The sequence below is a fragment of the Mesorhizobium sp. GW821-FHT04C10 genome, assembly GCF_059420305.1.
In genome coordinates this window covers 5,321,475-5,347,789 of sequence record NZ_JBWKTL010000001.1, presented here as the reverse complement: position 1 = coordinate 5,347,789, position 26,315 = coordinate 5,321,475, and the positions used below count along the sequence as shown (strand labels likewise).

The following is a 26,315-nucleotide window of genomic DNA, read 5'->3' as shown; positions in this document are numbered from 1 at the left end:
GCCAGGGAACCTGTCACAATTCGGCCCTAATCAAGGAGCGATAGCGCTTGATGAATACCGGCGCTTCGGCCGGTGTTTGCGACGCTTTTGACTGGGGCCGTTTCCGCAACGCAATCGAGGTTTTCTCAAGTCGCATGCCTGCCGAGATCCGCACGGCCCGCGCCTCTGACGTCGATGATCTCGCCGCCATCGAGAAAGCCGTTTTTTCGAGCGATCGCATTTCCCGCCGCTCTTTTCGCCTGTTCATCGAGCGCGAGACCGCCGAGACGCTGGTCGCCGAAGTCGATGGCCGCGTCGCCGGCTATGCGATTGTGCTGTTTCGCAAGGGCAGTGGGGTGGCACGGCTCTATTCCATAGCCGTCGGCCCGTTCTTCGGCGCGCTCGGCATCGGGCGCCGGCTGCTGTCGGCGGCGGAGGAGGCCGCCTTCGAGCACGACCGTATGATGCTGCGTCTCGAAGTGCGCGAGGACAACGACCGGGCCATCCGCATCTATGAGCAGGCCGGCTACCGCAAGATTGGCCGCGAGCCCGGCTACTACGAGGACGGCGCGACGGCGCTTCGTTATGAAAAGACATTGCGCGGCGACCTTCCTGTCGCCACCAGGGTGCCATTCTATCAGCAGACCTGCGAGTTCACCTGCGGCCCATGCTGCCTGATGATGGCGATGGCCAATTTCGACCGCGACTTCGTGCCCGACCCGGTGATGGAAATCCGCCTCTGGCGCGAGGCGACCACCGTCTTCATGATGTCGGGTCCGGGCGGCTGCGAGCCGTTCGGCCTGGCTGTGTCGGGGTACGAGAGCGGGCTCGCGGCGGAAATTTTTGTTTCCTTCTACGGCGCGCTGTTCCTGCAGTCGGTGCGCAGCGAGGACAAGCGCCGGGTGATGGAACTGGCCCAGGTCGACTTTCGCCGCCGCGCGGAACTTTACGGCATCCCGGTGAATTACCGCTCGTTCGCCATCGACGATATCCGCACCGCGATATCAGAGGGAAAACTGGTGCTGGTGCTGATCAGCGGCTTCCTGATGTTCGGCAAGAAGGTGCCGCACTGGGTGCTGGCCATCGGCGATGACGGCGATCATATTCTGATCCACGATCCCTGGGTCGAGGACGAAAGGCAGGAAACCATCCTTGATGCCGCCAACATTCCAGTGCCCTACGGCATCTTCATGAACATGGCGCAGTTCGGCCGCGACGGACTGCGTGCCGCCATCACTCTGGGGAAGCGCGACACACAATGACCTGGGTCATTCTTACCGGCCGGCAGAGCGATCTCGACCAGGTGGCGACACCGCACAAGATCATCACCAACCGCGATTACCTCGCGCATCCCTCGCTGTTTCGGGGCCAGCGTCCGAAGGTCATCAACCTGTCGAACAATTACGGATACCAGAGCCGCGGCTACTATGCCTCGCTGCTGGCGAGCTCGCGTGGCCACAAGGTTATCCCGACCGTCGAGACGATGATCGACCTGTCGGAGCGCAAACTCTACGAACATGCGCTGCCCGAACTGGAACTGGCGCTCAACAAATGCCGCAAGGATCTCGGCGGCGCTTTTCCCGCCAAGGTCTGCATCTTCTTCGGCATCGGCCCGTCAAAGGTCTGGGACCGCTTCGCCAAGCTCCTGTTCGACTGGTTCCGGGCGCCGGCGCTCGAGGTCCACATCAAGGACAGCGCCGAATGGGCCTCGATCCGCAAGATCGGCTTTCATCCGCTGGCGCGCATGACCGAGGATGAGGAAAAGAGCTTCATCCAGTGCCTGGAGACCTACACCAACCGCGAATGGCGCGACACCAAGGGGCGCACGCCGGCGCGCTACACCTTCGCCACGTTGGTCGATCCGCATGAGGAACTGCCGCCATCGGAAATTTCGTCGCTGCGCTACTGGGCCAAGATCGCCGAAAAGATGGGGGTCGAAATCGAACCCATCACCAGGAAGGATCTCGCCAAGCTGGCGAACTACGACGCGCTGTTCATCCGCGAGACCACGTCGATCTCCAACCACACCTATCGCTTCGCCCGTCGCGCGCAGCAGGAAGGCATGCCGGTCATCGACGATCCGCTGTCGATGATCCGTTGCACCAACAAGGTCTATCTCAACGAGCTGATGTCCTACAACAAGGTGCCGGTGCCGCCGACGGTGATGATCGCCGGCACCTCGGATCTTGAACTCGCGGCGCAGACGCTGGGCTTCCCGCTGGTGCTGAAGATCCCAGATTCGTCCTTCTCGCGCGGCGTCAAGAAATGCGCCAACTTCGAGGAACTGAAGACGCTCGCCACCGAATGGCTGGAGGATTCCGACCTCCTCATCGCGCAGAAATTCATTCCCACCGAATATGACTGGCGCGTCGGCGTGCTCGGCGGCCAGCCGCTGTTTGCCGTGCACTATCTGATGGCCAAGAAGCACTGGCAGATCGTCAACCACAAGGCCAACGGCAAGCCCGACCAGGGTGGCATCAAGACCTTCACGCTGAAGGAGACGCCCACCCATGTCGTAGAGACGGCGGTGAAGGCGGCACGCTGCATCGGTGACGGCCTTTACGGCGTCGACCTCAAGGAAACGAAGGACGGCGTCTTCGTCATTGAGGTCAACGATAATCCCAATCTCGACCATGGCTGGGAGGATTCCGGCGAAAAGGACGAGGTCTGGATCCGGCTGACGCAGTGGTTTCTGGAACGGCTCGACCGGCCGGGGCGGCAATAGTTCTATCTCTTTGTTTTGAAGCAATTCCGGACGGAAAACCGCTTCACACTTTTCCTGAAATTGCTCCAGGGGGGAAACATGCAGTTCATCGTGATCGAGGATTTCACCGGCTGCGATCGCAAGGACATTTACCGCCGCTTTCGCGACCGGGGCCGTCTGAAGCCGGAGGAGCTTGTCGTGCACCACAGCTGGATCGCGGCGGATATGAGCCGCTGCTTCCTGCTCGTCGAGGCCGATGACGTCACGCTCCTGCAGCGCTGGGTCATCGAATGGGCTGATCTGGTCGAATTCGAGATCATTCCCGTGGCCACCAGCAAGGACATGGTGGTGGCCTTGAGCGGACACCTGTGACCATCGCGTATCAACGCAACGCCGGTGAGCCCACCATGCGCTGGCATTCCTTGATCAGCCAGTCGCGGAACGCCGCCACGACATCGCGTCTGGCGCTGCGCTCCGGGATCGTCAGGCAATAGGGCTGGCGTAGCGCAATTGCCCCGGCTGCCGGCCTTATCAGCCTGCCGTCCTCCACTGCCTCGGCACAATAGACCCCTTGTGCCAGCGCAACGCCCAGCCCCGAAATGGCGAGGTCGAGCGCCGCACGCGACGAGTTGGCCGACAGGCCTCGCTGCGCCGCCCTGCCAGGTTGGACACCGGCCGCCTCGAACCAGTTGCGCCAGGACGGAAACGATGCGCCGGTCGGACCCCAGTCGGTGTGGATCAGCGGCAGCCCTGCAAGCGGACCGTCGCCTGCGTTGATTGTGCTGGAAAGCGATGGTGCGCAGACGGGATAGGCGGCGTCCCGGGCGATATCCTCGGTCGGGTGCTCGCGATAGTGCGGACCGTAAGAGAGCCTGATGTCGATCAACTCGCGGTCGAACGGCACCGGGTCGTCGTCACCGCGCAGCGATATATCGGCGGCGCCATGGCTTGCGACAAAACCGAACAGGCGCTGCGAAAGCCAGCCCATGGCCATGGATGGCGGCACCGAGACCACCAGGCGCGGGCGAAATGCGTCGCCGCCCAGTTCGCGCGAGACACTGCCGATTTCCTGGAAGGCCATGGTCAGCCGTGGCAGCATCTCCACGCCGGCCTCGGTGAGGACCACTTTGCGGTTGACCCGATGAAACAGCCTTCGGCCCATCTGCTCCTCGACGGTGCGGATAAGCTGGCTGACGGCGGCGGCCGAAACCGAAAGCTCCTCCGCCGCCGCGGCAAAGCTGCCCGTGCGTGCCGCGGCCTCGAAAGCCTGAAGCCCTTTGAGGGATGGAGATGTGACCATGATCGCCATATAGATAAGATAACCTTATCCAAATTGCAGGAATCGTCGTTTTTGGAAAGCTTTTTCAGCGGATAGGGTAAGCCTCGTCAAATCGCCAGACTGGATCGAGCCGATGGATCATCGCGACATAATCGCGTCACTAACCCCGGAAGAACGCAGCCGTCTGACCGCCAAGTCCGACGCCGCGGGTCTCATTCAGCTCGGCACCCACTGGGGTGCGATTGTGATCATTGGATCGCTGATTGCCGCGAAAGTGCCATTCTGGCCGTTGCTGATGCTGCCGCAAGGCATCCTGATCGTGTTCCTGTTCACGCTGCTGCACGAGACGGTTCATCGCACCGCCTTCGAGACGCAGTGGCTGAACGATGCCGTGGCGCGGGTGTGCAGCCTGGCGCTTGCATTGCCGGCCGACTGGTTCCGCTATTTCCATTTCGCCCATCACCGCTTCACCCAGGATCCCGAGAACGACCCGGAACTGGCCTTTCCCAAGCCGGAAACGCTGCGGCAGTATCTCGTGCATGTCTCCGGCATTCCGCTGTGGTGGGGCCACCTCAAGACGCTCTACGCCAATGCGGCCGGCGGCAGCCAGGAAAGCTATGTGCCGCCGAAAGGTCGACCCAAGGTTAGCGCCGAGGCGCGCGCCATGATTGTCTTCTACGCCGTGCTCATTTTGCTCGCCGTCTATTTCCAGCTCTCCGTGCTCCTTTATGTCTGGATCATTCCGGCTCTGCTCGGTCAGCCGTTTCTGCGCCTCTATCTCCTGGCCGAGCACGGCCGCTGTCCGTTCGTCGCCAACATGCTGGAGAACACAAGAACCACGCTGACCAATTGGGTGGTGCGCAAGCTCGCCTGGAACATGCCGTTCCACGCCGAGCATCATGCCTATCCTGGTGTGCCGTTTCACCAATTGCCGCAGTTTCACGCGCTGATCGAGCGGCATCTCAAGGTGGTCGAGCCGGGCTATGTCAGCTTCCATGAGAAATACATAGAGACATTGCGCTGATGCCGGGCAGCCGGCAAACGGTCGCGTCCGGTTGAGGGCGCGACCGTTCGGCATGAGCGGTCAGACCTGGGCTATGCCGCCGTCGACGAACAGTTCGGCCCCGGTGACAAAGCTGGAATCGTCCGAGGCCAGGAACACTGCCGCCTTGCCGATCTCATCAGGATCGCCAAGCCGGCCCATCGGCACCTGGGCAGCAAGGAAGTCCAGCAAGCCCTTCTGGTTCTGGGCTTCAGGTCCGGCAAGCTCGGCGAGGCCTGTCGTACGGGTCGGGCCAGGACTGAGGATGTTGACGCGGATCTGCCGCTCCTTCAGGTCGAGAATCCAGCTGCGGGCAAAGTTACGCAGCGCCGCCTTGGACGCGCCGTAGACGCTGAACGCGGCCGCGCCGGTCGAGCCGGCTGTCGAACCGGTCAGGATCACCGAGGCCCCATCGGTCAGCAGTGCGAGCGCCTTCTGCACCGTGAACAGCACTGCCTTGACGTTACGGTCGAAGGTTTCGTCAAAATGCTGTTCGGTTATCTGGCCGAGCGGCAGCATGGAACCGCCGCCGGCATTGACCGAGAGTACATCGATGTGGCCGCTTTGCGTTTTCACCTGGGCATAGAGACGGTCGAGATCGGCAGAGCGGGTCGAATCCGCCTGGATTCCGGTGGCGTTCTTGCCGATTGCCGCGACGGCCTTGTCGATCTCGGCCTGTCGCCGTCCGTGATGTAGACATGCGCGCCTTCGGCGGCGAAGCGCTTGGCGATGCCAAGGCCGATGCCGCTGCTGCCGCCGGTAACCAGGGCGATCTTTCCTTCGAGCTTCCGTGTCATTTTCGCTACTCCTGTTGTGGGTAGCGAAGACATATGGACAGCCGGTTCTTTTCGAAATAGCAATGTTTGAAAACAATCGTTGCAGAATTGGTGATGTCGAAAGTTCCGGATTTCGAAGGCTTGGCCATGTTCGCCAAGGTCGCGGAGGAGCGGTCCTTTGCCGCTGCCGCACGCGTGCTCGGCCTGTCGGTGGCAACGGTGTCGCGTGGTGTCAGTCGGCTGGAGGAGCGACTTGGCGCGAGGCTTTTCAACCGCACGTCGCGGCGGCTGGCTCTTACCGATTTTGGTCAGCGGCTCGCCGAACGTGCGTCTCGACTCTACCGCGACGCGGAGGATGCCGAGAACGCGGCGCGAGAACTGTCAGCCAGCCCGCGCGGCCTGGTGCGTCTGGCCGTGCCGATGTCGTTCGGGTTGCGGTGGGTGGCGCCGTTGCTTCCTGATTTCTTCAAGCTCTATCCTGATGTGTCGATCGATATGCACCTGAGCGATGCGGTCGTCGATCTGATCGGTGAAGGGTTCGACGCAGCACTGCGGATTGCCGTGTTGCCGGACTCTTCGCTGGTTGCCAGGCGCCTGTGCGGCATCGCCCCGTATATCGTGGCTGCACCGTCCTATCTCGCCAGGCATGGCCGTCCAGGCACACCACGCGATCTCGACGCGCATCACTGCCTGGGCTATGCCTATCGTCCGCGGCAGGACGTCTGGCATTTCAGCAATGTCGTGGGTGATCAGGAAGTTGTCACACCGTCAGGGCCGTTGCGAGTAACCAACTCAGACGCCCTGGTTCCGACCGTTTTGGCGGGGTTGGCAATTGCCGAGCTGCCGGAATTCATTGCCAGCGAATACCTTGCCGACGGGCGCATGGAAGCCATCCTGACCGACTGGACTTTACCCAGAGGCGCGCTGTATTTCGTCACGCCGTCGGCCCGCTCGCGCCCGGCGAAGGTGGAAGCCGTCGCCGGATTCATGGCGGCGCACCTGTCGAGACCAAGCTGGGAACTGATCTCCAAATAGATGGCGCGGCGGAACAATAGAGGCCCGACGGCATGCTCTCGAACGGCTCGGTTCGGGACGGAGTGACAAAACGCCTTTGGCCTAAGTCAGCCGATCTGGCTGCGCAGTGTACGCGATTTCAACAGACGCTGAATATCCGATGCCTTTGACGGTACGCCGATCAGGTACCCCTGAGCCTCGACGCAGCCATTCTTGCGCAGCATGTCGAGCTGCACCTCGGTCTCGACGCCCTCGGCGGTGACAACAATGCCAAGCTCGGTGCCGAGCCCGATGACGGTGCGGACGATGGCCGCCGTGTCGTGATTGGCCATGTCGCCAATGAACGAGCGATCGATCTTGATCTTGTCGACCGGGAAACGCCTGAGGTAGCCGAGCGAGGAATAGCCGGTGCCGAAATCGTCCAGCGCGATTCGGATGCCGAGTTCGCGCAACTGCCGCAGCGTCTTGAGCACGGCTTTGCTCTCGTCCATCAGCACGGTTTCGGTGATTTCCAGCTCCAGCTGTGCGGCCGGCACGCCGGAAAAGGCCAGCGCCGAGATGACGCTGCGGGCAAAGCCGCCGCTTCTAAGCTGCACGGCCGAGACATTGACCGCGATGCGCAAGCCGGAAGGCCAGCTTGCCGCCGCCGTGCAGGCCGTTCTCAGCGCCCACTCGCCAAGCGGCACGATCAGTCCGGTTTCTTCGGCGACCGGAATGAATTCGTCCGGCGCGACAGTGCCGCGCGCCGGCGAATGCCAGCGCATCAAGGCCTCCGCGCCGATGATCTCGCCGGAAGCGATGTTCATGATGGGTTGGAAGTCGAGATCGAATTCCTGGCGCGGCAGCGCAGCCTCGAGGTCCACCTCGATCGCCCGGCGGGCCTGCACCACGGCGTCCATTTCGGGCTCGAAGAAGCGATACAGGTTTCTCCCTTCGCTCTTCGCCCGATAGAGCGCGGTATCCGCGTTTTTCAGCAGCGTATCGGCGTCCCTGCCATCGTCGGGGAAAACGGCAATGCCCAGGCTGATACCGATGTGCATCTCCCGGCTCTTGTCGCGAAACGGTTTTGCGATCGCCTCGACGATGCGCTTCGCCAGTTTCTCCGCCTCGGCGATGCCCCTGGAATTGAACTGCATGATGACGAACTCGTCGCCGCCGAAACGGGCGACGATGTCTGTTTCATTGCGCAGGCAGTGCTGCAGCCTCTCGGCCACGCTTTTCAGGAGCCAGTCGCCGGCAGGATGTCCCCAGGTGTCGTTGACCGCCTTGAAGCGGTCGAGATCGAGCGAGAAGATCGCCAACGGCGTAGCCGCCTCATCGTCCAGCGCCAGGTCGAGCCGCTCGCGAAACATCGAGCGGTTGGGCAGTCCGGTCAGCGTGTCGTGATGCGCAAGATGGGTCATGCGCTCTTCGGTGCGGCGGCGTTCGGTGACGTCGTCGAAGGTCACCACCCAGCCGCCGCCGCTCATCGGCTGGCGCGTGACCAGAACCGTCCTGCCGTCGGTTAGATACCGATAGGCCGAATGCATCTTTGCCGCCACCAGGCAGGCTTCGGTTTTGGCGACTTCGCTGTCGACATCGATCTTCGTATAGATGCCGAGTTCCAGCAATCGTTCCAGCGCGTCGCGGTGCGTTGTTCCAAGCGGGAAGTCCGCCGCGGTGACGTTGTAGAGCTCCAGAAAACGCCGGTTGCGCACGATCATCTTGCCGTTGCCGTCGTACATCAGCAGGCCTTGCGACATGTTGGCGAGCGCGGCGTCGAAGCGGCGGTGCTGCTCCTTGAGGTCCTGCTCGGCGCGTCGCTGTTCGGTGATGTCCTCGTAGATCGAAACCCAGCCGCCCAAGGCCAGCGGGCGGTGCGAGATGCTGACGATGCGGTCATCCGACAGCGTCTCCTCGTAGGTCGAGGGTTTCGCCTGGTCGATATAGGGTTTGCGGATGGCATAAAGCTCGTCCGCGGTTTGCGAGGCGATGCCGATGTCGGCGCTGTGCCGCAGGATATCGATGAAGCGGATGCCCGGACGTATCAGCTTGGCGTCGAGGCGAAAGATATTGAGGTAGTTGCCGTTGCAGATGATCATGCGTTCGTCGGCGTCGAACATGCACAGGCCGTGCGACATGTTCTCGACGGCGGCTGAAAAGCGTTCGTTCTGTTCGCGCAGCTCGTCTTCCATGCGGCGCGAGCGCTCCATGCCTTCGGCCGCCCGCTCCGGGACGACCGAACCATTCTTGACATCCACGACGGGCATGAGGCGCGCCTGCGGTGCGTGATCGAACACCGCACTGTTATCTTTTCCGGTTAATTTAGCGTTTTCTACCCTACCGCCGACGTCGCAACTGGGCGCCGCGACTTCTCGATCCCTGAAAACCGCTTCAGGAAGGCATTCTGCGCGGAGGTCACCGAGCGCGGTGTGAAGTCGAAGCGCTCGGCGGAAAAACCGCGCGGACGGCCGAAGAATTCGGTCGCTTCGGCGGTAGAGAAGCCGGCGAGCAGCGTTGCCTCGAAATAGGCGGCGATCTGGTCGGCGCGCTTGATCTCCCTGCGCAGTGCCGCGGCCGGTTCGGGCGGCAGCGAAAAGCGCAGATGGATGGCGCGCTGCAGGCGCAACTCGCAGTCCTTGTAGCTGCCGCCCATCACCGACTTGAACGGCGAGATCATGTCGCCGATGACATATTCGGGCGCATCGTGCAGCAGCGCGGCCAACTGGTCATCGGCCGAAGCCTGTGGCGCCAGTTCGTTGAACAGGGCCTCCACCAGCAGCGAATGCTGGGCGACCGAAAACGCATGCTCGCCGCTGGTCTGGCCGTTCCAGCGGGCGACCCGGGCAAGCCCATGGGCAATGTCCGAAATCTCGATGTCGAGTGGGGAGGGGTCGAGCAGGTCGAGCCTACGGCCGGACAGCATGCGCTGCCAGGCACGTGGCGGCGCACCGGCGCGGTCCGCCGCCATCAGGCTTCCTCCGCGCTGACGGTTTCCTGAGGAAAACGGAATTTGGCCCATGCGGGAATGGTCACCGTCACCGGGACATCACCCGCCAGGATCGGCTGGCCGGCGTCCAAGGCTGCCTTGACCCTGTCTATGCGGGCAATGGCAAGTCCCGTGCCGCCGGCACTCGAGCCGAGTGTACCGACCGGCCGTCCCTCGACGGTGAGGTCGGTGCCTGCGGCGGGCAGGGGAGGACTTGCCTGGACAATCAACACACGGCGCCTCGCCGTGCCGCGATGCTGCATGCGCGAGACGACTTCCTGGCCGACATAGCAGCCCTTCCTGAAGCCGACGCCACCCGTCTCGTCGAGCAGGACGTCATGGGGAAAGGCGTCGCCCAACGCATAATCGGCACCGCTCTCGGCAATGCCGTGGGCGATGCGGAAGGCTTGCCAGGCGGCGGCGTCGCCGGCGCCCGCAGTGCCGGCATATGAGCGCGTGACGCCTTCATTGGGAAAGCGTGTGTCGGCAACCGCGGTTGAATCATTTTCCGAGGCGATTGACCCTTTTCCCCACGCAACGGTGACAAGCGCCTGTTCCGACTTGGCAATCTCGACCTTGGCGCGAAGCCTGTAGAGCATCAGCCGGCGAATGAAATCATCCGAAATGTCGGCACGGCATTCCAGCCGGAAGGCGTTTTCACCGGCACGCGAGATCAGGAAATCGAACAGGATCTTGCCTTGCGGCGTCAACAGCGCGCCGGGCTTTGCTTCGCTTTCGCCAAGCGTATCGAGATCGGTGGTCAGGATGTTTTGCAGAAAGTGCTCGGCATCCGGGCCGGAAACGGAGATGAGCGCGCGGTCTTTCAGCAGGGCAAAGGGCATGGGGAGGATAAAAGCCTGATCTTGCAAAACGGTTGGCCATTACGTAAGCCGCTGACACTCCCCCCGCAAGAGAGCATGCCCATGACCTACGACCTCATCCTGACAGGCGGCACGGTGGTCAACCATGACGGCGAGGGGCAACGCGATATCGGCGTGAAGGACGGGCGCATCGCGGTCATCGGCGATCTCCACCGGGCCTCGGCCGGTGAGACAATCGACTGCCGCGGCTTGCACATCCTGCCCGGTGTCGTCGACAGCCAGGTGCATTTTCGCGAGCCTGGACTGGAGCACAAGGAAGATCTGGAAACGGGTTCGCTGGCGGCGGTGCTTGGCGGCGTCACCGCGGTGTTCGAGATGCCGAACACCAACCCGCTGACTACCAGCGAGGCAACGCTTGCCGACAAGGTCCGGCGCGGCAGCGGCCGCATGCATTGCGACTTCGCGTTCTGGGTCGGCGGGACTCGCGATAACGCCAAGGACGTCGGCGAACTCGAGCGGCTGCCGGGGGCAGCGGGCATAAAGGTCTTCATGGGATCGTCCACCGGCGATCTGCTGGTCGAGGACGACGAAGGCGTCGCTTCGATCCTGAGGAACACCCGCCGTCGTGCCGCGTTCCATTCCGAGGACGAATTCAGGTTGCGCGAACGTCTGGGCGAACGCATCGAGGACGATCCGTCATCGCACCCGGTCTGGCGCGACGAAATCGCCGCCTTGCGCTGCACCGAACGGCTGGTGCGCATCGCGCGCGACGCTCGCGCCCGGATCCACGTCCTGCACATCTCGACCGCCGAGGAGATTCTGTTCCTCGAACAGCACAAGGACGTCGCGACCTGCGAGGCGACGCCGCACCATCTTACGCTGAGTGCCGACGATTATGCCCGGCTCGGTACGCTGATCCAGATGAACCCGCCGGTGCGCGCCTCCCGCCACCGCGAAGGCGTCTGGCATGGCATCGCACAAGGCATTGTGGATGTACTCGGCTCCGACCACGCGCCGCACACGCTGGCCGAAAAGGCAAAGCCCTATCCGGCCTCGCCCTCGGGCATGACCGGTGTGCAGACGCTGGTGCCGATCATGCTCGACCACGTCAATGCGGGACGGCTTACCCTGCAGCGCTTTGTCGATCTCTCCAGCCACGGCCCGCAACGTATCTTCGGCATGGCTAGGAAAGGCCGCATCGCCGCCGGCTATGATGCCGACTTCACCATTGTCGACATGAAGCGGCGCGAGACCATCACCAATGCGCAAGCCGGCTCGAAGGCAGGCTGGACGCCCTATGACGGCAAGGAAGTGACCGGCTGGCCGGTCGGCACAGTCATTCGCGGCCGCCGCATCATGTGGGACGGCGAGATCGTGATACCTGGGCAGGGCCGGGCGGTGGAGTTTTCCGAGGCGTTGCCGGGATAGGCTTCCTCAATCTCCCTTGTCGAGGGGTAGGCCGCTCAGTCGCCGGCGACGAAGAACGTCCACTCCCCGGCGGGCGTGATGCCGACGCGATAGAAGATATAGGCGCCGAACTGCTTCATGTCGTCGAAATCGCCGGCGGTTACGATCTTGAACAGTTCAACTCGCTGCTTGGCGTCGAGCTTGTCCAGCGGCAGCGCGAAGAAATACGGCCAGACATAGAGTTCCTGCGGTGTTCCGGCATCGACATGAACATAGCCGGCACTGAGCACTTCCTCCAGGATGGCCAGGATCTCCTGGCCGTCCGGGTCACCCGACAGGCCTTTGAGGAAGGCGATGGCGTCGCCGTCGATGTCGGCCAGCGACAGCTGGGTCATGCTGTCGCCCTTGCCGATGAGGGGCCTGAGCTTTTCGATGTCGCCGCTCTTGCAGGCTTCGATGATGAGGTCGTGCATGCGCCGCACGGGCTCCGGCAGCTTGCCGAGGTCGTATACGACTTCCGGCAAGGGTGCTTCGGGATCGACACGCGGTCTGTTGCTGCCGCCATCCGCCGGGCTGTCGGGCTCCGCCGCGTCCGGAGCGGCCGGCTGCTGGCCGGTCGAAGGTGGCGTTCCCACCGGGTCCGGCATGGGAATCGCGCCGCCGGACGACGAAGCGTCGTTATCCGCTGACGGTGTGACGGGTGAGGGAAGCTCTTCGCGCTGGATTTCGCTCAGCGCATAGGCCGGGCTGCTTGGCAGGCACGTCACAAAGGCAATCGCGGCACAGCAAGCGGCGAGGCGGATGTGGAGGACCAGGCCCTTCGACCGGCCTGACATCGGAAAATTCACTGCCCGTATCTCCTTGGCTCCCGGGCATGATGCCCAAACGGCACTCGATCGTCAAAGAACCGGATGTCGGTTCAGTGCCGCAGCCGCTCGGGTTCGAAGGCGCCAGCAATAACCTTTTCACGCATGCGGTCGAGCAGGGCAAGGGCCGATGTCTCGCCATTGGCGCGCAGCATTTCACCGAACGCGGTCTCTAGCGCTGCCTCGGCAATGATCTCGGGCTCGATGCCGGCCGAAAGGCCTTCAGCCCAGGCTTCGCTGTGGCTCTCCACCGCCGTCAGGCGTTTTTCTTCCCTGACCAGCGCGTCGATGTCGTTGACACCATGTTCCATAAGCGATGTCCACCCTTTCAAGCGGCGACCCGTCAATGGGGATCATGCTTGATCTGTTCCGTTTACACGCAGCCTAAGTAAGTATCTGTAAATACGACATTTTTTTGATCGTCTTTTACAGGGGGCGGCTGTATCTGGCGAAGCTGCGTTTCAACCCGGATCGAACTTAGCCGATTAGGCCGGCCTGCGGGTTGAAAACCTTCAGTTTGAGTTAATTTCGCATTCGTGCGGTAACGTTTGATTAACGCTGTTGCAGAAGTGCAACATCAGGATTGCACCAAGACACAGACCGGTACAAGCCGGATTTCTCCAACATCACCGATGATGGCCCCGATACCTGTTGATGGATCGCCTAAAGCACGTGCGTCGAAACAGAGTCATGCAACGCGTTTCATGTCTTTGTACTTATGCATGTCGCGTCCCCAAAGCCGGGGCACTTTGGGCGACATACATTAGTTTCCATAGCGCGAAGCGATATCGCGCGACAGCGTCTCGCCTTCCTTCATGTAGCGGCTGATGGCTTCGGTGGCTGAAGCGGTGCACTGGGTATAGGTGCCGCCGAAGGAACGATAGCCGCGATTGAAGCTGGCGATGAAGCGGGCGCGGCGCTCCGGGTCCGGATTTTCCGAATCGAGCAGTTTTTCCATCTCGCCGCGCCACTGGTCGCCCTTCTCCCCGCACAGATTGCGCAGGAAATGCAGCGACCCCAGAACCTCTGCCAGCCGCATCAGCCCCGGCTCGAACGGCGACTCGGCGCTGAACGCCGGCCGCACGGCCACGGCGGTACTGACGGCAAGGCATAAAGCAACAAGAAGAGGAGCGCGGCTCATAGGTCTATGTGGCCAAACAATTTGTCGCCTGCAAGGCGTTTCCGGCGCCGCCGTTGAGGAATTCAGCGGCTTTCAGGGGAACCAGCAGGTCGGCCAAGCAGATCTTCCGCCACCGCGAACACCGAGCCGGCAAGCGGCAGCGCCGTCATCTCGCGGAGCGTGTAGAAGGCGGCTGTCTCGGCATCGTCGCTGGCCACGGCCTCGCCGCCGGCATAGGCGGCGCCGAAGACCGTGAGTCGGTAATCGACAGGGTGGGAATCATCCCTGCCGTCGATATGGATTTCCCGAAGCGGGCGGAAACCGGTGGCACGCAGACCGGTCTCTTCCAGCAGCTCGCGCTTCGCGGCATCCTCCAGCGTCTCGCCGGCCTCGACCTTGCCGCCCGGAAATGCATAAAGTCCCTGTGAGGGCTGCCGGGCTCGCTTGACCAGCAGCACGGTGTCGCCACGCACCACGGCTACGGAGACAGCCGGCAGTATCTTTCGCATGTCGTTCATGGCCCTCAATCGTTCGACCGCCGCAGCCCGCTGTGGACGGTTGGCGTCTGGCAGCTTTAGCGGTTGCAGTGCGGCTGTTCCATCGCCACTTTCTTGCGCAACCATTCCAGGGCAGGAGCAATCGATCATGTGCGGACGTTTTGCCTTGACGGCCACGCCGGATCAAACCGCTGCCTTTCTGGGCTTGGCCGAACTGGAAGATTTCCCGGCGCGCTACAACATCGCGCCGACCCAGCCGGTGCTGATGGCGACCGCTGGTGCGCCGCGCTCACCAGGCTCCAATTTGCCGGACCGGCAACCGATGCTGGTGCGCTGGGGGCTCATCCCGGCCTGGGTGAAGGACACCAGGGAGTTTCCGCTGCTGTTCAACGCGCGCTCGGAGGGCGCGATCGAAAAGGCCTCGTTCAAGGCTGCCATGCGCCATCGCCGCGCGCTAGTGCCGGCATCAGGCTTCTACGAATGGCGGCAGACCGGGGGCAAGAAGGGGCAGCCCTATTGGATCCGGCCCAGGCATGGCGGGCTGGTCGCCTTTGCCGGCCTGATCGAGACCTATGCGGAGCCGGGCGGCTCGGAAATGGATACCGGCGCAATCCTAACGGTCAACGCCAATGCCGACATCGCCCATATTCATGATCGGATGCCGGTTGTCATCGATCCCAGGGACTTCGCTCGCTGGCTGGATTGCCGCACGCAGGAGCCGCGCGACGTCGCCGACCTGTTGCGACCGGCGCAACTCGATTTCTTCGAGGCGATTCCAGTCTCCGACCTCGTCAACAAGGTCGCCAACACCGGACCGGAGATTCAAGTAAGAGGGGAGATCGGCCCGGAGCCCGAGAAGGCCAGACGCCAGAAACCTGGCACCGACGACAGTCAGATGACGCTGTTCTAGCGAAGCCTGTCGAGGGCCTTATTCCAGGATGCTTGTTTGCACCCTCATCGCCGGCGCTCGCGCCGGCGGAACATCATCTCAGGCGGCGCGCGGCGATACGATCTTCTGCGCCGGCTTCTTCTTCTTCGCGGTATGAAGAAGTGCGGCGACGATCGCGGCCGGGCCGATTGCGCGATAGTGGCTGGCCAGCGCGGGTTGCTTGGCGCGGTTGGCTTCCTGCTTGCTTCGAGGCATGTTCTCTTCCCTGGTAACGTTTTCGTGTCTGCGTTTGATGGCTGATTCCGACCAAATCGTGACGCTTGGTGATCTAGCCGGCGAATGTTTCATGACTGTGCCGACATGTTTAATAAAATGTTTCACTGGCTGATTCCGCGTGATCGAGCGACGGGTTTACCTGTCTTGGCGACGTTTTTCCCGGGATCAGCGACTTGACGGCAACACTGGCCAAGGCGATAAAGCCGCCCATGAAAACGTCTTTCGCCATTTGTGGCATTTGCATTATTGGCTAGCCTCGCGCTGGTCCGGACGTTTTCGCCTCATCTTTCCCCAGATTGGACAAACGCCCCGGCCAGCAGGCTGGAGCCTGATTTGCGCCTCGGCGCGAGGCTGGCTCCATGCAAACAAGAAGTTCTGAACCGGGAAGGCATGGAATGTCTGACGCATCGAAGGGCCTGCACCTCTACAACACGCTGACGCGTACGAAGACGGATTTCGTTCCGATCGATGCGCTGAACGTGCGCATGTATGTCTGCGGCCCGACCGTCTACGACTTCGCCCATATCGGAAATGCCAGGCCGGTCATCGTCTTCGACGTGCTGTTCCGCCTGCTGCGCCATCTCTATGGACAAGCCCACGTCACCTATGTGCGCAACATCACCGACGTCGACGACAAGATCAACGCGCGTGCGTTACGCGATTTCGGCGGCGAGATATCCACCGGAAAGCTGTCGCTCAACGAAGCGATCCGGCGGGTGACGGAAAAGACCGCCGACCAGTTCCACAGGGATGTCGCCACGCTCGGCTGCCTCGAGCCGACAGTCGAACCGCGCGCCACCGAATTCGTCGAGCCGCGCGCCGACGGCAAGGCCGACATGATCACCTTGATTCAAAGCCTGATCCAACGCGGCCATGCCTATGTCGCCGCTGGCGAAGTTCTCTTCGATACGGCGTCGATGCCGGACTATGGGCAATTGTCGAAGCGCAATCTCGACGAGCAGCAGGCCGGCGCTCGCATCGCCGTCGACGCGCACAAGAAGAACCCGCAGGATTTCGTGCTGTGGAAGCTGTCATCGCGGGAAGAGCCGGGCTGGGAGAGCCCATGGGGCAGGGGCCGGCCGGGCTGGCACATCGAATGCTCCGCCATGTCCGCGGCCTATCTCGGCGAGGTTTTCGACATCCATGGCGGCGGCCTCGACCTGATCTTCCCGCATCATGAGAACGAGATCGCCCAGTCGCGCTGCGCCCACGGCACGTCGGTCATGGCCAATGTCTGGATGCACAATGGCTTCCTGCAGGTCGAGGGCCAGAAGATGTCGAAGAGCCTCGGCAATTTCTACTCGATCCATGAACTGCTGGAGACCGAGACCTTCGGCGGCCGCAGCTGGCCGGGCGATGTTCTGCGGCTGGCGATGCTGATGACGCACTACCGCGAGCCGATCGACTTCTCCGCGCGCAAGCTGGAGGAGGCGGAGAACACGCTGCGCAAGTGGAAACGCGCGGCGGACCTGGCGCCGGCCGTCGGGCAACTGCCGGCAAAGGTCGTGGAGGCACTCTCCGATGACCTGGCCACCTATGCCGCCTTCCAGGTTTTGACGCAGTTGGCCGGTGAGGCAGCCGACGGCAACGAAGCCGCTGCCGCACTGAAGGCGTCGCTGCTGTTTCTTGGCTTCGATGTCGGCTTCGAAGAGGTGGATGAGGACAAGATCGCCAAGGCAATCGCCAATCGCCTCGCTCTCATCGCGGCGAAGAACTGGGCCGAGGCCGACCGCATCCGCGATGACCTTTTGGCGCAAGGCGTGCAGTTGAAGGACGGCAAGGATCCGGCGACCGGCGAACGCATCACGACCTGGGAGGTAAAAAGATGATCGACCATCTCGGCATCAACGTTGCCGATTTTGACACTTCGAAGGCTTTCTACGACAAGGCGATGGCACCGCTTGGCGCTTCGCTGATCTACATGGTGCCGCTGGAATACACCGGCGGTGAGAAAGTCGGTGGCTACGGCCGCGACCGCCCGGTGTTCTGGTTGCAGGCCGCAAAGGACAAGCCCAAGGCCCATCAGCACATTGCCTTCACCGCGCGCAGCCGTGCCGAGGTCGACGCCTTTCACGCGGCGGCGCTTGCCGCCGGCGGCAAGGACAATGGCGGGCCGGGGCTGCGCCCACACTATCACCCGAATTACTACGGTGCCTTCGTCTTCGATCCCGACGGCAACAATGTCGAGGCCGTCTGCCATGATCCGGAGTGAGACGCGATGAGCCTCGACAACCGGCCGGTCTACACAGGCGGCTGCCAATGCGGCGCGGTGCGCTTCCGCGTCGAAGGCACGCTTGGCGACGCCTCGATCTGCCACTGCCGCATGTGCCAGAAGGCGAGCGGCAATTTCTACATGCCGCTGGTCTCGGTGCATGGCGCCAAGCTCGACTGGACGCGCGGCGAGCCCAAGCGTTTCCGCTCCTCCAATGCCGCCTGGCGCGGCTTCTGCGCCGAATGCGGCACGCCGCTGACCTTCGAGGCGCCCGACGGACTTGCGCTGGCGATCGCCACCTTCGACGATCCGGCAGGCATCGCACCGACTGTACAGTGGGGCACCGAAGCAAAACTGCCTTATGTCGACACCATTCCGCAATTGCCGGGCGAAGATACGATGGCGGACATGGATTCGGCCCCTTATCTCGCCGAGCTTGTCTCCTATCAGCATCCCGATCACGACACCGAACAATGGCCGCCGGAGGAAAGACCATGACTGAGACCGTCCGAACCGGCGGCTGCCAGTGCGGCGCCGTGCGCTTCCGTATCAAGGGAGCGCTCGGGCGTCCGTCAATCTGCCATTGCCGCATGTGCCAGAAGCAGTTCGGCTCGTTCTTCGGCGCGCTGGTTACCGTGCCCCGGGATGACGTCGAATGGACCCATGAGGAACCGAGCTATTTCCAGTCGTCGATCAACATCGATCGCGGATTCTGCGCCCGCTGCGGCACGCCGTTGACCTACCGCCAACCCGGCGGGCTCGAGATCGCTATCGGCGCCTTCGACGACCGCTCGGATCTGGCACCGCAAATCCAGGTCAATTATGGGGCCCGGTTGCCCTGGGTGGAAAAGATCTTCGAGGCGCCGGTCCACGACGACCCCGACTACTACGCCAGGCAGGAGCAGATCATCTCCTTCCAACACCCCGACCACGAAACGGCCAACTGGCCGCAACAGGGCTTGAAACTATGAACTTGCGCACACTCTATCCGGAAATCGAACCGTTCGACTCAGGCATGCTCGATGTCGGCGACGGCCACACGGTCTATTGGGAGCGTTCCGGCACCAAGGGTGCCAAGCCGGCCGTGTTCCTGCATGGCGGGCCAGGCGGCACCATCTCGCCAAAACACCGGCGGCTGTTCGATCCAAAACTCTACGACGTCATCCTGTTCGATCAGCGCGGCTGCGGAAAATCTACGCCGAACGCCTCGCTGGAGGCCAATACGACCTGGCATCTCGTTGCCGACATCGAACGCCTGCGCGAAATGGCCGGCTTCGACAAATGGCTGGTGTTCGGCGGTTCCTGGGGCTCGACGCTGGCGCTCGCCTACGCGGAGACGCACCCTGACCGCGTCAGCGAGCTGGTGGTGCGTGGCATCTACACGCTGACGCGCGCGGAGCTCGAATGGTATTATCAGTTCGGTGTCTCCGAGATGTTTCCCGACAAGTGGGAACGTTTCCTGGCGCCCATCCCCGAGGCCGAGCGCGGCGATATGATGGCGGCCTACCGCAAGCGTCTGGTCGGCACGGACCGCAAGGCGCAGATAGAGGCTGCTCGCGCCTGGAGCCTGTGGGAAGGGGAGACGATCACGCTGCTGCCGGAGCCTGAAACCAGCGGTCCGTTTGGACAGGACGACTATGCCGTCGCCTTTGCCCGTATCGAGAACCACTATTTCGTCCATGCCGGCTGGCTGGAGGAGGGGCAGCTTCTGCGCGATGCGCACAAGCTCAAGGACATTCCCGGCACCATCGTCCATGGCCGCTACGACATGCCGTGTCCGGCGCGCTATGCCTGGGCGCTGCACAAGGCCTGGCCAAAGGCCGATTTCCACCTGATCGAAGGCGCCGGCCACGCCTATTCCGAGCCCGGCATCCTCGACCAGTTGATCCGCGCGACGGACAAATTTGCAGGCAAATGACCATGACCCGCGACCGCCTCTATCTCTTCGACACCACATTGCGCGATGGCCAGCAGACGCCGGGCATCGACTTTTCGGTCGAGGACAAGATCGCGATTGCAAAACTGCTCGACGACTTCGGCATGGACTATGTCGAGGGCGGCTATCCCGGCGCGAATCCGACCGACACCGCCTTCTTCCAGAAGAAGCGCACGGCCAAGGCGAAGTTCGTCGCCTTCGGCATGACCAAGCGGGCAGGGGTCTCCGCCTCGAACGATCCCGGCCTTGCGGCGCTCGTGCAGTCGAAATCGGACGCCATCTGCTTCGTCGCCAAGAGCTGGGATTATCATGTCCGCGTGGCGCTCGGCTGCACAAACGAGGAGAATCTGGAGTCGATCAAGACTTCGGTCGAGGCCGCCGTCGCCGCCGGCAAAGAAGCGATGGTCGACTGCGAGCATTTCTTCGATGGCTTCAAGGCCAATCCGGACTATGCGCTGGCCTGCGCGAAAACGGCTTATGATGCCGGCGCGCGCTGGGTTGTCTTGTGCGATACCAATGGCGGCACGCAGCCTTCGGAAGTGCGCACCATCGTCGCCAAGGTCATCGAAACGGGCATTGCGGGCGATCATCTGGGTATCCACGCCCATGACGACACCGGCCAGGCGGTTGCGAATTCCCTGGCCGCCGTCGAGACCGGTGTGCGCCAGATCCAGGGCACGCTGAACGGCATTGGCGAGCGCTGCGGCAATGCCAACCTGATCTCGATCGTGCCGACACTGGCGCTGAAGCCGGCATTCGCGGATCGCTTCGAGACGGGTATTTCGGCCGAGGCGCTGACCGGCATCTCGCGCCTGTCGCGCGCATTCGATGAACTCTTGAACCGTGCCCCGGAAGCGCAAGCGCCCTATGTCGGCGCCTCGGCTTTCGCCACCAAGGCCGGTATCCATGCCTCGGCGCTGGCCAAGGAACCGGCGACCTATGAGCATGTTCCGCCGGAATCCGTTGGCAACCGCCGCCGCGTCATGGTCTCCGACCAGGGCGGCAAGGCCAATTTCCTCGCCGAACTGAAGCGGCGCGGCATTGACGTGCCCAGGGACGATCATCGGCTTGATGCGCTGATTGCCGTGGTCAAGGAACGCGAGGCCGAAGGCTATGCCTATGAGGGCGCCGACGCCTCCTTCGAGCTGCTCGCGCGCAAGATGCTGCACGGCCTGCCGGAATTCTTCAATGTCACCTCGTTCCGTTGCATGGTCGAGCGGCGTTTCGATGCCAACGGTCAGTTGAAGACCGTGTCCGAAGCGATCGTGAAAGTGCTGGTCGACGGCGAGGAGAAGATGTCGGTGGCCGAGGGGCACGGACCGGTCAACGCGCTCGACATCGCGCTACGCAAGGATCTCGGCAAATACCAAAGCGAGATCGTCGATCTAGAACTCGCCGACTTCAAGGTGCGTATCCTCAATGGCGGCACCGAGGCGATCACCCGCGTGCTGATCGAATCGCATGACGGCACCGGTGCGCGCTGGTGGACGGTCGGAGTTTCCGAAAACATCATCGACGCTTCATTCCAGGCGCTGATGGATTCGATCGTGTACAAGCTGATGAAGAACCGTGAGATGGCTGGCTTGGTTGCCGCCGAATAAGGTTGACCCATCAGCGAAAGTCCATTGATCCATCAGAACTTTGTGATGGTCTTGCCAAGATTACTGGGCCATAGCGTTTGCCCATGGCCACTGAAGCAATTGCCCTGGACGCGGATTCAAAAGCCCGCCACGGCTTCTTGCTGGCGTTGGGCGCCTATCTCCTGTGGGGGTTGCTGCCTTTCTACATGAAGGCGGTGGCGCATCTGCCGCTTGCCGAGGTGATCGCCCACCGCATTGTCTGGTCCGTGCCGATCGCGGCGGCGGTTCTGGTCTGGGCCGGCCGCACGGCGGACTTCAAGGCGGCAATTCGCTCACCCCGCACCATCGCCATGGCGGCGCTGACGGCGGCGCTGATTTCGGTCAACTGGGGCATCTATGTCTGGGCGATCGCCGTCGACCGCACCGTCGAGACTGCGCTTGGATACTACATCAACCCGTTGGTCAGCGTCGTTGTTGGTGCGCTGCTGCTTGGCGAACGCCTCGACAAATTGCAGATCGCGGCGGTGGTGCTGGCGACGGTCGCCGTGGCGGTGCTGACAATCGAGGGCGGCAAGCTGCCCTGGGTATCGCTGGCGCTGGCCTTTTCCTTCGCCGCCTACGGCTTCTTCCGCAAGACGCTGCCGATCGGGCCAAGCCAGGGCTTTCTGCTCGAAGTGCTTTTGCTGTCCGTGCCCGCTCTCTTCTATATCGCCTACCTGATCGCGACCGGACAGGATCACATCGTGTCCGGCAACGGCACCGATACGGCATTGCTGATCGGCTGCGGCCCTGTCACATCGGTGCCGCTGCTTCTGTTTGCGTTCGGCGCCAAGCTTTTGCGCCTCTCCACCATCGGCATCATGCAATATATCGCGCCGACCATGGTGTTCCTGATCGCGGTCCTGATTTTCGATGAGCCGTTCGGCACCACCCAGGCCGTTGCCTTTGCCCTGATTTGGATGGCCTTGGCGATCTATTCCTGGTCGATGCTGATGACGGCCCGGCGGGCTGCTGCCCGATAGGCTTCCGCGCAAGATATTGCCGATGGGTTGCCGCTACAGGCCCCGGCCAAGCCGTCTGACGAACAGATAGGTGGCCGCGGCGATAGCCATTGACACCGCCGTCACCACCCAGAAGCCCAATGGCGTGTCGACAAGCGGCAGTCCGCCGACATTCATGCCGAACAGGCCGGAGATAATGGTCATAGGCAGCAGCACGGCCGTCATGACAGAGAGAACGTAGAGCAACTGGTTCGACTGCATGGTCAGTTTGGCCATCAGCTCGTCCTGCAGAAGCCTCGTGCGCGCCTGCAACTGCTCGCCGTCATGGTAGAGCGTCTGCGCCCGGTGCGAGAGTCGGGCCGCCATGTCGTTGATCGAATCCGGCAACTCATCGCGATGCGAATGGTCGAGATGCCGGAACAGGGTGGTCAGCGTTGCCATCTGCCGGTGGATGACCACGAGCTGCCGGCGCGCCTCGACCAGTGCTTGCCGTTCATTGTGCCATGCGTCGCGCACGACGCGGTCCTCGATGCCATCGAGCGTGTCGCCGAGCTTGCCGAGCTCGATCGCCATGCCATCAAGCGACTGGCCCATGACCGCCTCGATCAGGTCCGACGGCGAGCGGAATTTCCGCGATCCACTCTCCACTACCTTGCGCACGGCGTCGACCGACTCCAACGGCTGCTTGCGGGCGCCGATCAGCATCGTGTCGTTGAAGGCGAAGCGGAAATGGACGAGCCCGCGCGCTTCCGAAAAATCGTGCTTGAGGTCCGGCAGATCGCCGTAGAGCCAGCCATCCTCATAGTCGATGTGGCAGCCATGGCTGGGGGCGAGGAAAGCATCGCGCGCCGGGGTCGGCAGAGCCTTCTCGGCGCCGATCTCCTGGCGAGCGTGGAGGTCGGTGATCTGGTAGCTGCGCCATGTCCATCGCGCCTGCGCGGGGTCCTTGGTGCGGGAGCCTTCCGCCGTGAAATGATAGCTGAAGAACAACCCGTGCTCATCGGGTAGATAAGGCGACAGGTCGGAGCCTTCCGGAGCGAGGGCGATATCCATGGGCAGTGCCAGATACAGGTTGCGAGCGCAGCGCCGCACTGCGGCACCTCCCCGCGATTTCTAGCACGCGCGAACCCGGTTCCGTGTGACGGTTTCTTGACAGCCGATCACAGTGTGTCGAGCACCGAGGCCTCAATGCACCACAGTCATTTTCGACGCTTGGATGGACACCGCAACGGGGCTGTCAATCGTCGCCAACTGGACGATGCCAACAGTGCGGCGCGCTTGGAAACGAGACGGTTTCGATCATGCACCAATGCGTTCCGTTCGAGGCTGAGCTCTTGATAGGCGCGGCTGATTGCGTCGCGTTCGTCGCGTAAATGGTCTGCCTCTGCGGCCACGGCGGCGCCCACAACATCGCAGGCGTCATCGAATTTCGCTCGCATCAGGTCCAGTTCGTCGCGCAAGTCCTGGCTGTCGCCGTCGTCTGCCATGGTACATAGAATGTCGTAGGCGGTGCGGATCAGCGGTGTCACATCGCGATGGCTCCGCAATTCCGCGACTGTTGCCCGTTGATGATGCAGGTCCGCGGTCAGGAAGCGCCCTATCTCCGTCTCCGCCTGGTCGGAAGATGTTGGCCAGGTAATGGCGGTTTGCTCCGCCGCAAGGTCGACATGATGTCGCCAGTCGATCAGGAAGCGTTCGTGGCGAATGAAACAACGTGGCATGTGCCGCGAATGAAATTCCGCCTCGAGCAGGTGCCTGAGCCAGAGCAAAAGGGATTTTGCCAGGGGCAACCCATCCCGCCGCTCCAGCGAGCAAGCGACCTCGAGAGGGTTGCGGAGCGGAAGCAAGGCCACCGGGTCGATCTCCATCTCGGCAAGGATCGACGACATGAACGGAACGAACCGGCAGATCCTGGGGTCCTTGATGAAAAATAGCGGTTCATCGCCAAATTCGCTTGCAAGGATCGCCTTGATCTTGTGGCGGTGATGCTCCGCCGCAGGTGATCGCAGCCATTGCGGATCGAGCGGTCGCCAGTCATGCCACGAGGAGGCCGCCGCTGCGAGCAGATCATTGTTGGCGAAGTTGAGCGGGGCGCTTTCCCAGTATCCCCTGGGATTGTTGCCGTCCGCGCGCAATGGCTTTTTGGGAGGGGCCGATCCTAACGCGGCGATGGTGCCGGCAAGCATCGAGGTTCCGCTGCGATGCATTCCAAGCACGAGGATCGCTTTTCTCCGGGAGTGGCGCGCGCGGTCCGGTATCGACGCGACCGGAGGCTGGGCCTCCCGCAACGGCAACCGGGCTTCAAGCCATTCGCGTATTCCCGCGGGCAACGCCAGCGTTCCGTCCAGGATCGGGTTCGCTGCAGCGGAGCCCTCGTTGAACAGTCCATGATAGTGAATATGAACCAGCCGGGCCGGGTCTGGCGCCTTGGCCGGATTGAAGTTGTGAAGCGGAAAATTATGGGTCGCCGGCAAAAGCCGCACGGAATGGTTCCCGGCGACGGCTGCCAGTGAGAAGGCAGCCTGGCTCGTGCCCCAGAAGGCCGTAGCATCTCCCTGCAAAATGCCGGTCCCGGTGTTGTAGACTGGCTCGGCGCCGGCCCATGGCTTCATATTGGCGTCCACCAACCTTCTGAAAATGTCCTCGGTGCGCTGAAAGAGGCCACTGGCCCTTTTTGCGGCGATGAGCCCGCCATTGTAGCTGGCGCGCACAGCCAGACCGTTGACGCTCGCGCGCACGATGGGCAGGTGCTCATAGTCGACACCGGCAAGGGCGCATAGCTGTCTCCAGTAGGGGTCGAATGGGTCTCCAGGGCCTGTCGTGCACATCCCCTTGCTGTCCACCGGGCGGGCGGCGGCGGAGCATGTGCCCAACGAAAAGTCGGGCTCGGCGATGAATATCGCATCGCTGTCAAGCTGGATGATGACCGGCGGCCCGGTCCGTCTTTCGGCGTGAGCGAGAGAATGTATCCGGTATGAGGTGCCGTATTGCGGACAGCAGCTGTCGATCTCGATGGGCAGATAGTCCACGCCCAGTTGCTCGAGCCGGTCGATCGTCGACGGCGAGGGACGACGGCTGCTTCTGGGCGAAACCGCCGTTATCGGGGATTGCGAATAAGAGCCGGCGAAACACCTTATGCTTTCGCATAGCAGCAGGGCCTGGGCTTCGAGAATGCCAGCTTCGGCAATCAGCACGAACTCGACGTTTTCGGCTTGGGGTCTGTTGACGGGTTCTTCGCGCGGGACAGGAGATGGCCGAGTGGGAACTGCCGGGCGCTCATTCCTGCCGACGCCGATCTTCTGGATGATGATTTGTTCTCCTCGGTACAGCTCGCGGTATTGGCCGGCATGCACCGACAGGAAACCGTCGATCCCGAGTTTTGGACGCTCGACCTCGCTGGCAAAGAACGTCCATTCGTAATCGTCGAAAATGACGATCCCGCCATCCCGTACCATCGGCCAGGAGAACACCGCATCCGACTGGACGTCGGCACTGTGATGGCTGCCATCGACATAGACGAGGTCGAAGCGCCGCTCGTCGGTGATCAGGCGGGCCAATGCCTGGGACGAGGGACTTTTGATCTTCTCGACCCGTTCGCCGAACGCGGCGAGATTGCTGTCGAAGCGTTGCTCGACATGCGCAAGCTGGTCGCTCCACTTCTGGCGCTGGATGTGTTCAGGACTGCCACCGAATGTATCGATGCATGTGAGCCGGCACTTGCCGAAGTAGTTGAGAAAGAAGAGCGCGGAGCGGCCCTCCCAAGAGCCGATCTCCAGGACATCGAGGGCCTCGTCGCGGCGCGGCCGGAGCAGTGTGGCCCAGAGGGGAAAGAAGCCCGACGTCCAGTCGGTCGAAAGGCTCTTGCCGGCAAACCACGCAGAATAGTCAGGGTCCATAATTCTCACTCTTTAGCGCGGAGACGGCACTTTCGGTCTCCAGAAGCGGTCC

The 26,315-nt window shown here is 62.4% G+C and carries 25 protein-coding genes and 1 pseudogene; 14 read left to right on the top strand and 12 right to left on the bottom strand.

What is annotated here, in order from left to right:
* Window positions 1–134: 134 nt before the first annotated feature.
* From AC07UC_RS26140 to AC07UC_RS26130, 3 genes are all read left to right on the top strand, one after another.
* The gene (locus tag AC07UC_RS26140) at window positions 135–1,241 is read left to right on the top strand and encodes a peptidase C39 family protein (protein WP_494908992.1); all 1,107 of its coding nucleotides are present in this window, start codon (window positions 135–137) and stop codon (window positions 1,239–1,241) included.
* Window positions 1,238–2,704 (top strand): RimK family ATP-grasp domain-containing protein, encoded by a 1,467-nt coding sequence (locus AC07UC_RS26135; protein WP_140768518.1) that lies wholly within the window; start codon window positions 1,238–1,240, stop codon window positions 2,702–2,704. The genes AC07UC_RS26140 and AC07UC_RS26135 overlap by 4 nt, the downstream gene beginning before the upstream one ends.
* Window positions 2,705–2,782: 78 nt before the next feature.
* Window positions 2,783–3,055 (top strand): DUF3303 domain-containing protein, encoded by a 273-nt coding sequence (locus tag AC07UC_RS26130; RefSeq protein ID WP_140768516.1) that lies wholly within the window; start codon window positions 2,783–2,785, stop codon window positions 3,053–3,055.
* Window positions 3,056–3,065: 10 nt separating this feature from the next.
* Here AC07UC_RS26130 and AC07UC_RS26125 read toward each other — a convergent pair whose 3' ends face one another.
* Window positions 3,066–3,983, bottom strand: coding sequence for a LysR substrate-binding domain-containing protein (locus AC07UC_RS26125; RefSeq protein WP_494907870.1), 918 nt, complete (start codon window positions 3,981–3,983; stop codon window positions 3,066–3,068).
* 112 nt (window positions 3,984–4,095) lie between these two features.
* Here AC07UC_RS26125 and AC07UC_RS26120 point away from each other — a divergent pair, with 112 nt between their 5' ends.
* Window positions 4,096–4,986: a fatty acid desaturase family protein gene (locus AC07UC_RS26120; protein ID WP_494907869.1), complete on the top strand. Its 891-nt coding sequence runs from the start codon at window positions 4,096–4,098 to the stop codon at window positions 4,984–4,986.
* A 60-nt stretch (window positions 4,987–5,046) separates the two neighbouring features.
* On the opposite strand, the pseudogene AC07UC_RS26115 reads toward AC07UC_RS26120, so the two are convergent.
* Window positions 5,047–5,801, bottom strand: a pseudogene (locus tag AC07UC_RS26115) (SDR family oxidoreductase).
* A gap of 93 nt (window positions 5,802–5,894) precedes the next feature.
* On the opposite strand from AC07UC_RS26115, the gene AC07UC_RS26110 reads away from it, so the two are divergent.
* Window positions 5,895–6,815 (top strand): LysR family transcriptional regulator, encoded by a 921-nt coding sequence (locus tag AC07UC_RS26110; protein ID WP_494908991.1) that lies wholly within the window; start codon window positions 5,895–5,897, stop codon window positions 6,813–6,815.
* An 86-nt stretch (window positions 6,816–6,901) separates the two neighbouring features.
* On the opposite strand, the gene AC07UC_RS26105 is transcribed toward AC07UC_RS26110, so the two are convergent.
* The 3 genes from AC07UC_RS26105 to ygfZ form a co-directional block, all read right to left on the bottom strand.
* Window positions 6,902–9,043, bottom strand: coding sequence for a putative bifunctional diguanylate cyclase/phosphodiesterase (locus AC07UC_RS26105; protein ID WP_494907868.1), 2,142 nt, complete (start codon window positions 9,041–9,043; stop codon window positions 6,902–6,904).
* A 65-nt stretch (window positions 9,044–9,108) separates the two neighbouring features.
* Entirely contained in the window at window positions 9,109–9,744 is a 636-nt protein-coding gene (locus tag AC07UC_RS26100; protein ID WP_056563397.1) for an HD domain-containing protein, read from the bottom strand.
* Entirely contained in the window at window positions 9,744–10,604 is an 861-nt protein-coding gene (gene ygfZ / locus AC07UC_RS26095) for a CAF17-like 4Fe-4S cluster assembly/insertion protein YgfZ (protein WP_494907867.1), read from the bottom strand. Before ygfZ ends, AC07UC_RS26100 begins: the two co-directional genes overlap by 1 nt.
* 75 nt (window positions 10,605–10,679) lie before the next feature.
* Between ygfZ and AC07UC_RS26090 the strand changes: the two genes are divergently transcribed.
* Window positions 10,680–12,011 (top strand): dihydroorotase, encoded by a 1,332-nt coding sequence (locus tag AC07UC_RS26090; RefSeq protein WP_494907866.1) that lies wholly within the window; start codon window positions 10,680–10,682, stop codon window positions 12,009–12,011.
* A 35-nt stretch (window positions 12,012–12,046) separates the two neighbouring features.
* On the opposite strand, the gene AC07UC_RS26085 is transcribed toward AC07UC_RS26090, so the two are convergent.
* The 4 genes from AC07UC_RS26085 to AC07UC_RS26070 all read right to left on the bottom strand — a co-directional run bounded on the left by AC07UC_RS26085 (window position 12,047) and on the right by AC07UC_RS26070 (window position 14,494).
* Window positions 12,047–12,838: a hypothetical protein gene (locus AC07UC_RS26085; RefSeq protein WP_494907865.1), complete on the bottom strand. Its 792-nt coding sequence runs from the start codon at window positions 12,836–12,838 to the stop codon at window positions 12,047–12,049.
* Window positions 12,839–12,909: 71 nt separating this feature from the next.
* On the bottom strand, window positions 12,910–13,167 hold the full coding sequence (locus tag AC07UC_RS26080) for a hypothetical protein (RefSeq protein ID WP_008874920.1): 258 nt from the start codon (window positions 13,165–13,167) through the stop codon (window positions 12,910–12,912).
* Between the two features lie 452 nt (window positions 13,168–13,619).
* Window positions 13,620–13,997 (bottom strand): TIGR02301 family protein, encoded by a 378-nt coding sequence (locus AC07UC_RS26075; RefSeq protein WP_140768500.1) that lies wholly within the window; start codon window positions 13,995–13,997, stop codon window positions 13,620–13,622.
* 62 nt (window positions 13,998–14,059) lie between these two features.
* Complete coding sequence (locus AC07UC_RS26070) at window positions 14,060–14,494, bottom strand: NUDIX hydrolase (protein ID WP_140768498.1); 435 nt, start codon at window positions 14,492–14,494, stop codon at window positions 14,060–14,062.
* A gap of 127 nt (window positions 14,495–14,621) precedes the next feature.
* Between AC07UC_RS26070 and AC07UC_RS26065 the strand changes: the two genes are divergently transcribed.
* Window positions 14,622–15,383: an SOS response-associated peptidase gene (locus AC07UC_RS26065; RefSeq protein WP_494907864.1), complete on the top strand. Its 762-nt coding sequence runs from the start codon at window positions 14,622–14,624 to the stop codon at window positions 15,381–15,383.
* A gap of 78 nt (window positions 15,384–15,461) precedes the next feature.
* Here the strand turns inward: AC07UC_RS26065 and AC07UC_RS26060 are convergent, their stop codons facing one another.
* The gene (locus AC07UC_RS26060; RefSeq protein WP_140768494.1) at window positions 15,462–15,617 is read right to left on the bottom strand and encodes a hypothetical protein; all 156 of its coding nucleotides are present in this window, start codon (window positions 15,615–15,617) and stop codon (window positions 15,462–15,464) included.
* A gap of 416 nt (window positions 15,618–16,033) precedes the next feature.
* On the opposite strand from AC07UC_RS26060, the gene cysS reads away from it, so the two are divergent.
* The 7 genes from cysS (at window position 16,034) to rarD (ending at window position 22,388) form a co-directional block, all read left to right on the top strand.
* Window positions 16,034–17,467, top strand: coding sequence for a cysteine--tRNA ligase (gene cysS, locus AC07UC_RS26055; RefSeq protein ID WP_494907863.1), 1,434 nt, complete (start codon window positions 16,034–16,036; stop codon window positions 17,465–17,467).
* Complete coding sequence (locus AC07UC_RS26050) at window positions 17,464–17,850, top strand: VOC family protein (RefSeq protein ID WP_494907862.1); 387 nt, start codon at window positions 17,464–17,466, stop codon at window positions 17,848–17,850. Before cysS ends, AC07UC_RS26050 begins: the two co-directional genes overlap by 4 nt.
* A gap of 6 nt (window positions 17,851–17,856) precedes the next feature.
* Window positions 17,857–18,348: a GFA family protein gene (locus AC07UC_RS26045; protein ID WP_494907861.1), complete on the top strand. Its 492-nt coding sequence runs from the start codon at window positions 17,857–17,859 to the stop codon at window positions 18,346–18,348.
* Window positions 18,345–18,821, top strand: coding sequence for a GFA family protein (locus AC07UC_RS26040; RefSeq protein WP_494907860.1), 477 nt, complete (start codon window positions 18,345–18,347; stop codon window positions 18,819–18,821). Before AC07UC_RS26045 ends, AC07UC_RS26040 begins: the two co-directional genes overlap by 4 nt.
* Entirely contained in the window at window positions 18,818–19,768 is a 951-nt protein-coding gene (gene pip, locus AC07UC_RS26035) for a prolyl aminopeptidase (RefSeq protein ID WP_494907859.1), read from the top strand. Before AC07UC_RS26040 ends, pip begins: the two co-directional genes overlap by 4 nt.
* Complete coding sequence (gene cimA, locus AC07UC_RS26030; protein ID WP_494907858.1) at window positions 19,765–21,387, top strand: citramalate synthase; 1,623 nt, start codon at window positions 19,765–19,767, stop codon at window positions 21,385–21,387. Before pip ends, cimA begins: the two co-directional genes overlap by 4 nt.
* 83 nt (window positions 21,388–21,470) lie before the next feature.
* Window positions 21,471–22,388: an EamA family transporter RarD gene (gene rarD / locus AC07UC_RS26025; RefSeq protein ID WP_494907857.1), complete on the top strand. Its 918-nt coding sequence runs from the start codon at window positions 21,471–21,473 to the stop codon at window positions 22,386–22,388.
* 33 nt (window positions 22,389–22,421) lie between these two features.
* On the opposite strand, the gene AC07UC_RS26020 is transcribed toward rarD, so the two are convergent.
* Both AC07UC_RS26020 and AC07UC_RS26015 read right to left on the bottom strand, forming a co-directional pair.
* Entirely contained in the window at window positions 22,422–23,420 is a 999-nt protein-coding gene (locus AC07UC_RS26020) for a transporter (RefSeq protein WP_202323178.1), read from the bottom strand.
* 146 nt (window positions 23,421–23,566) lie between these two features.
* The gene (locus AC07UC_RS26015) at window positions 23,567–26,263 is read right to left on the bottom strand and encodes a class I SAM-dependent methyltransferase (RefSeq protein WP_494907856.1); all 2,697 of its coding nucleotides are present in this window, start codon (window positions 26,261–26,263) and stop codon (window positions 23,567–23,569) included.
* Window positions 26,264–26,315 lie beyond the last annotated feature (52 nt).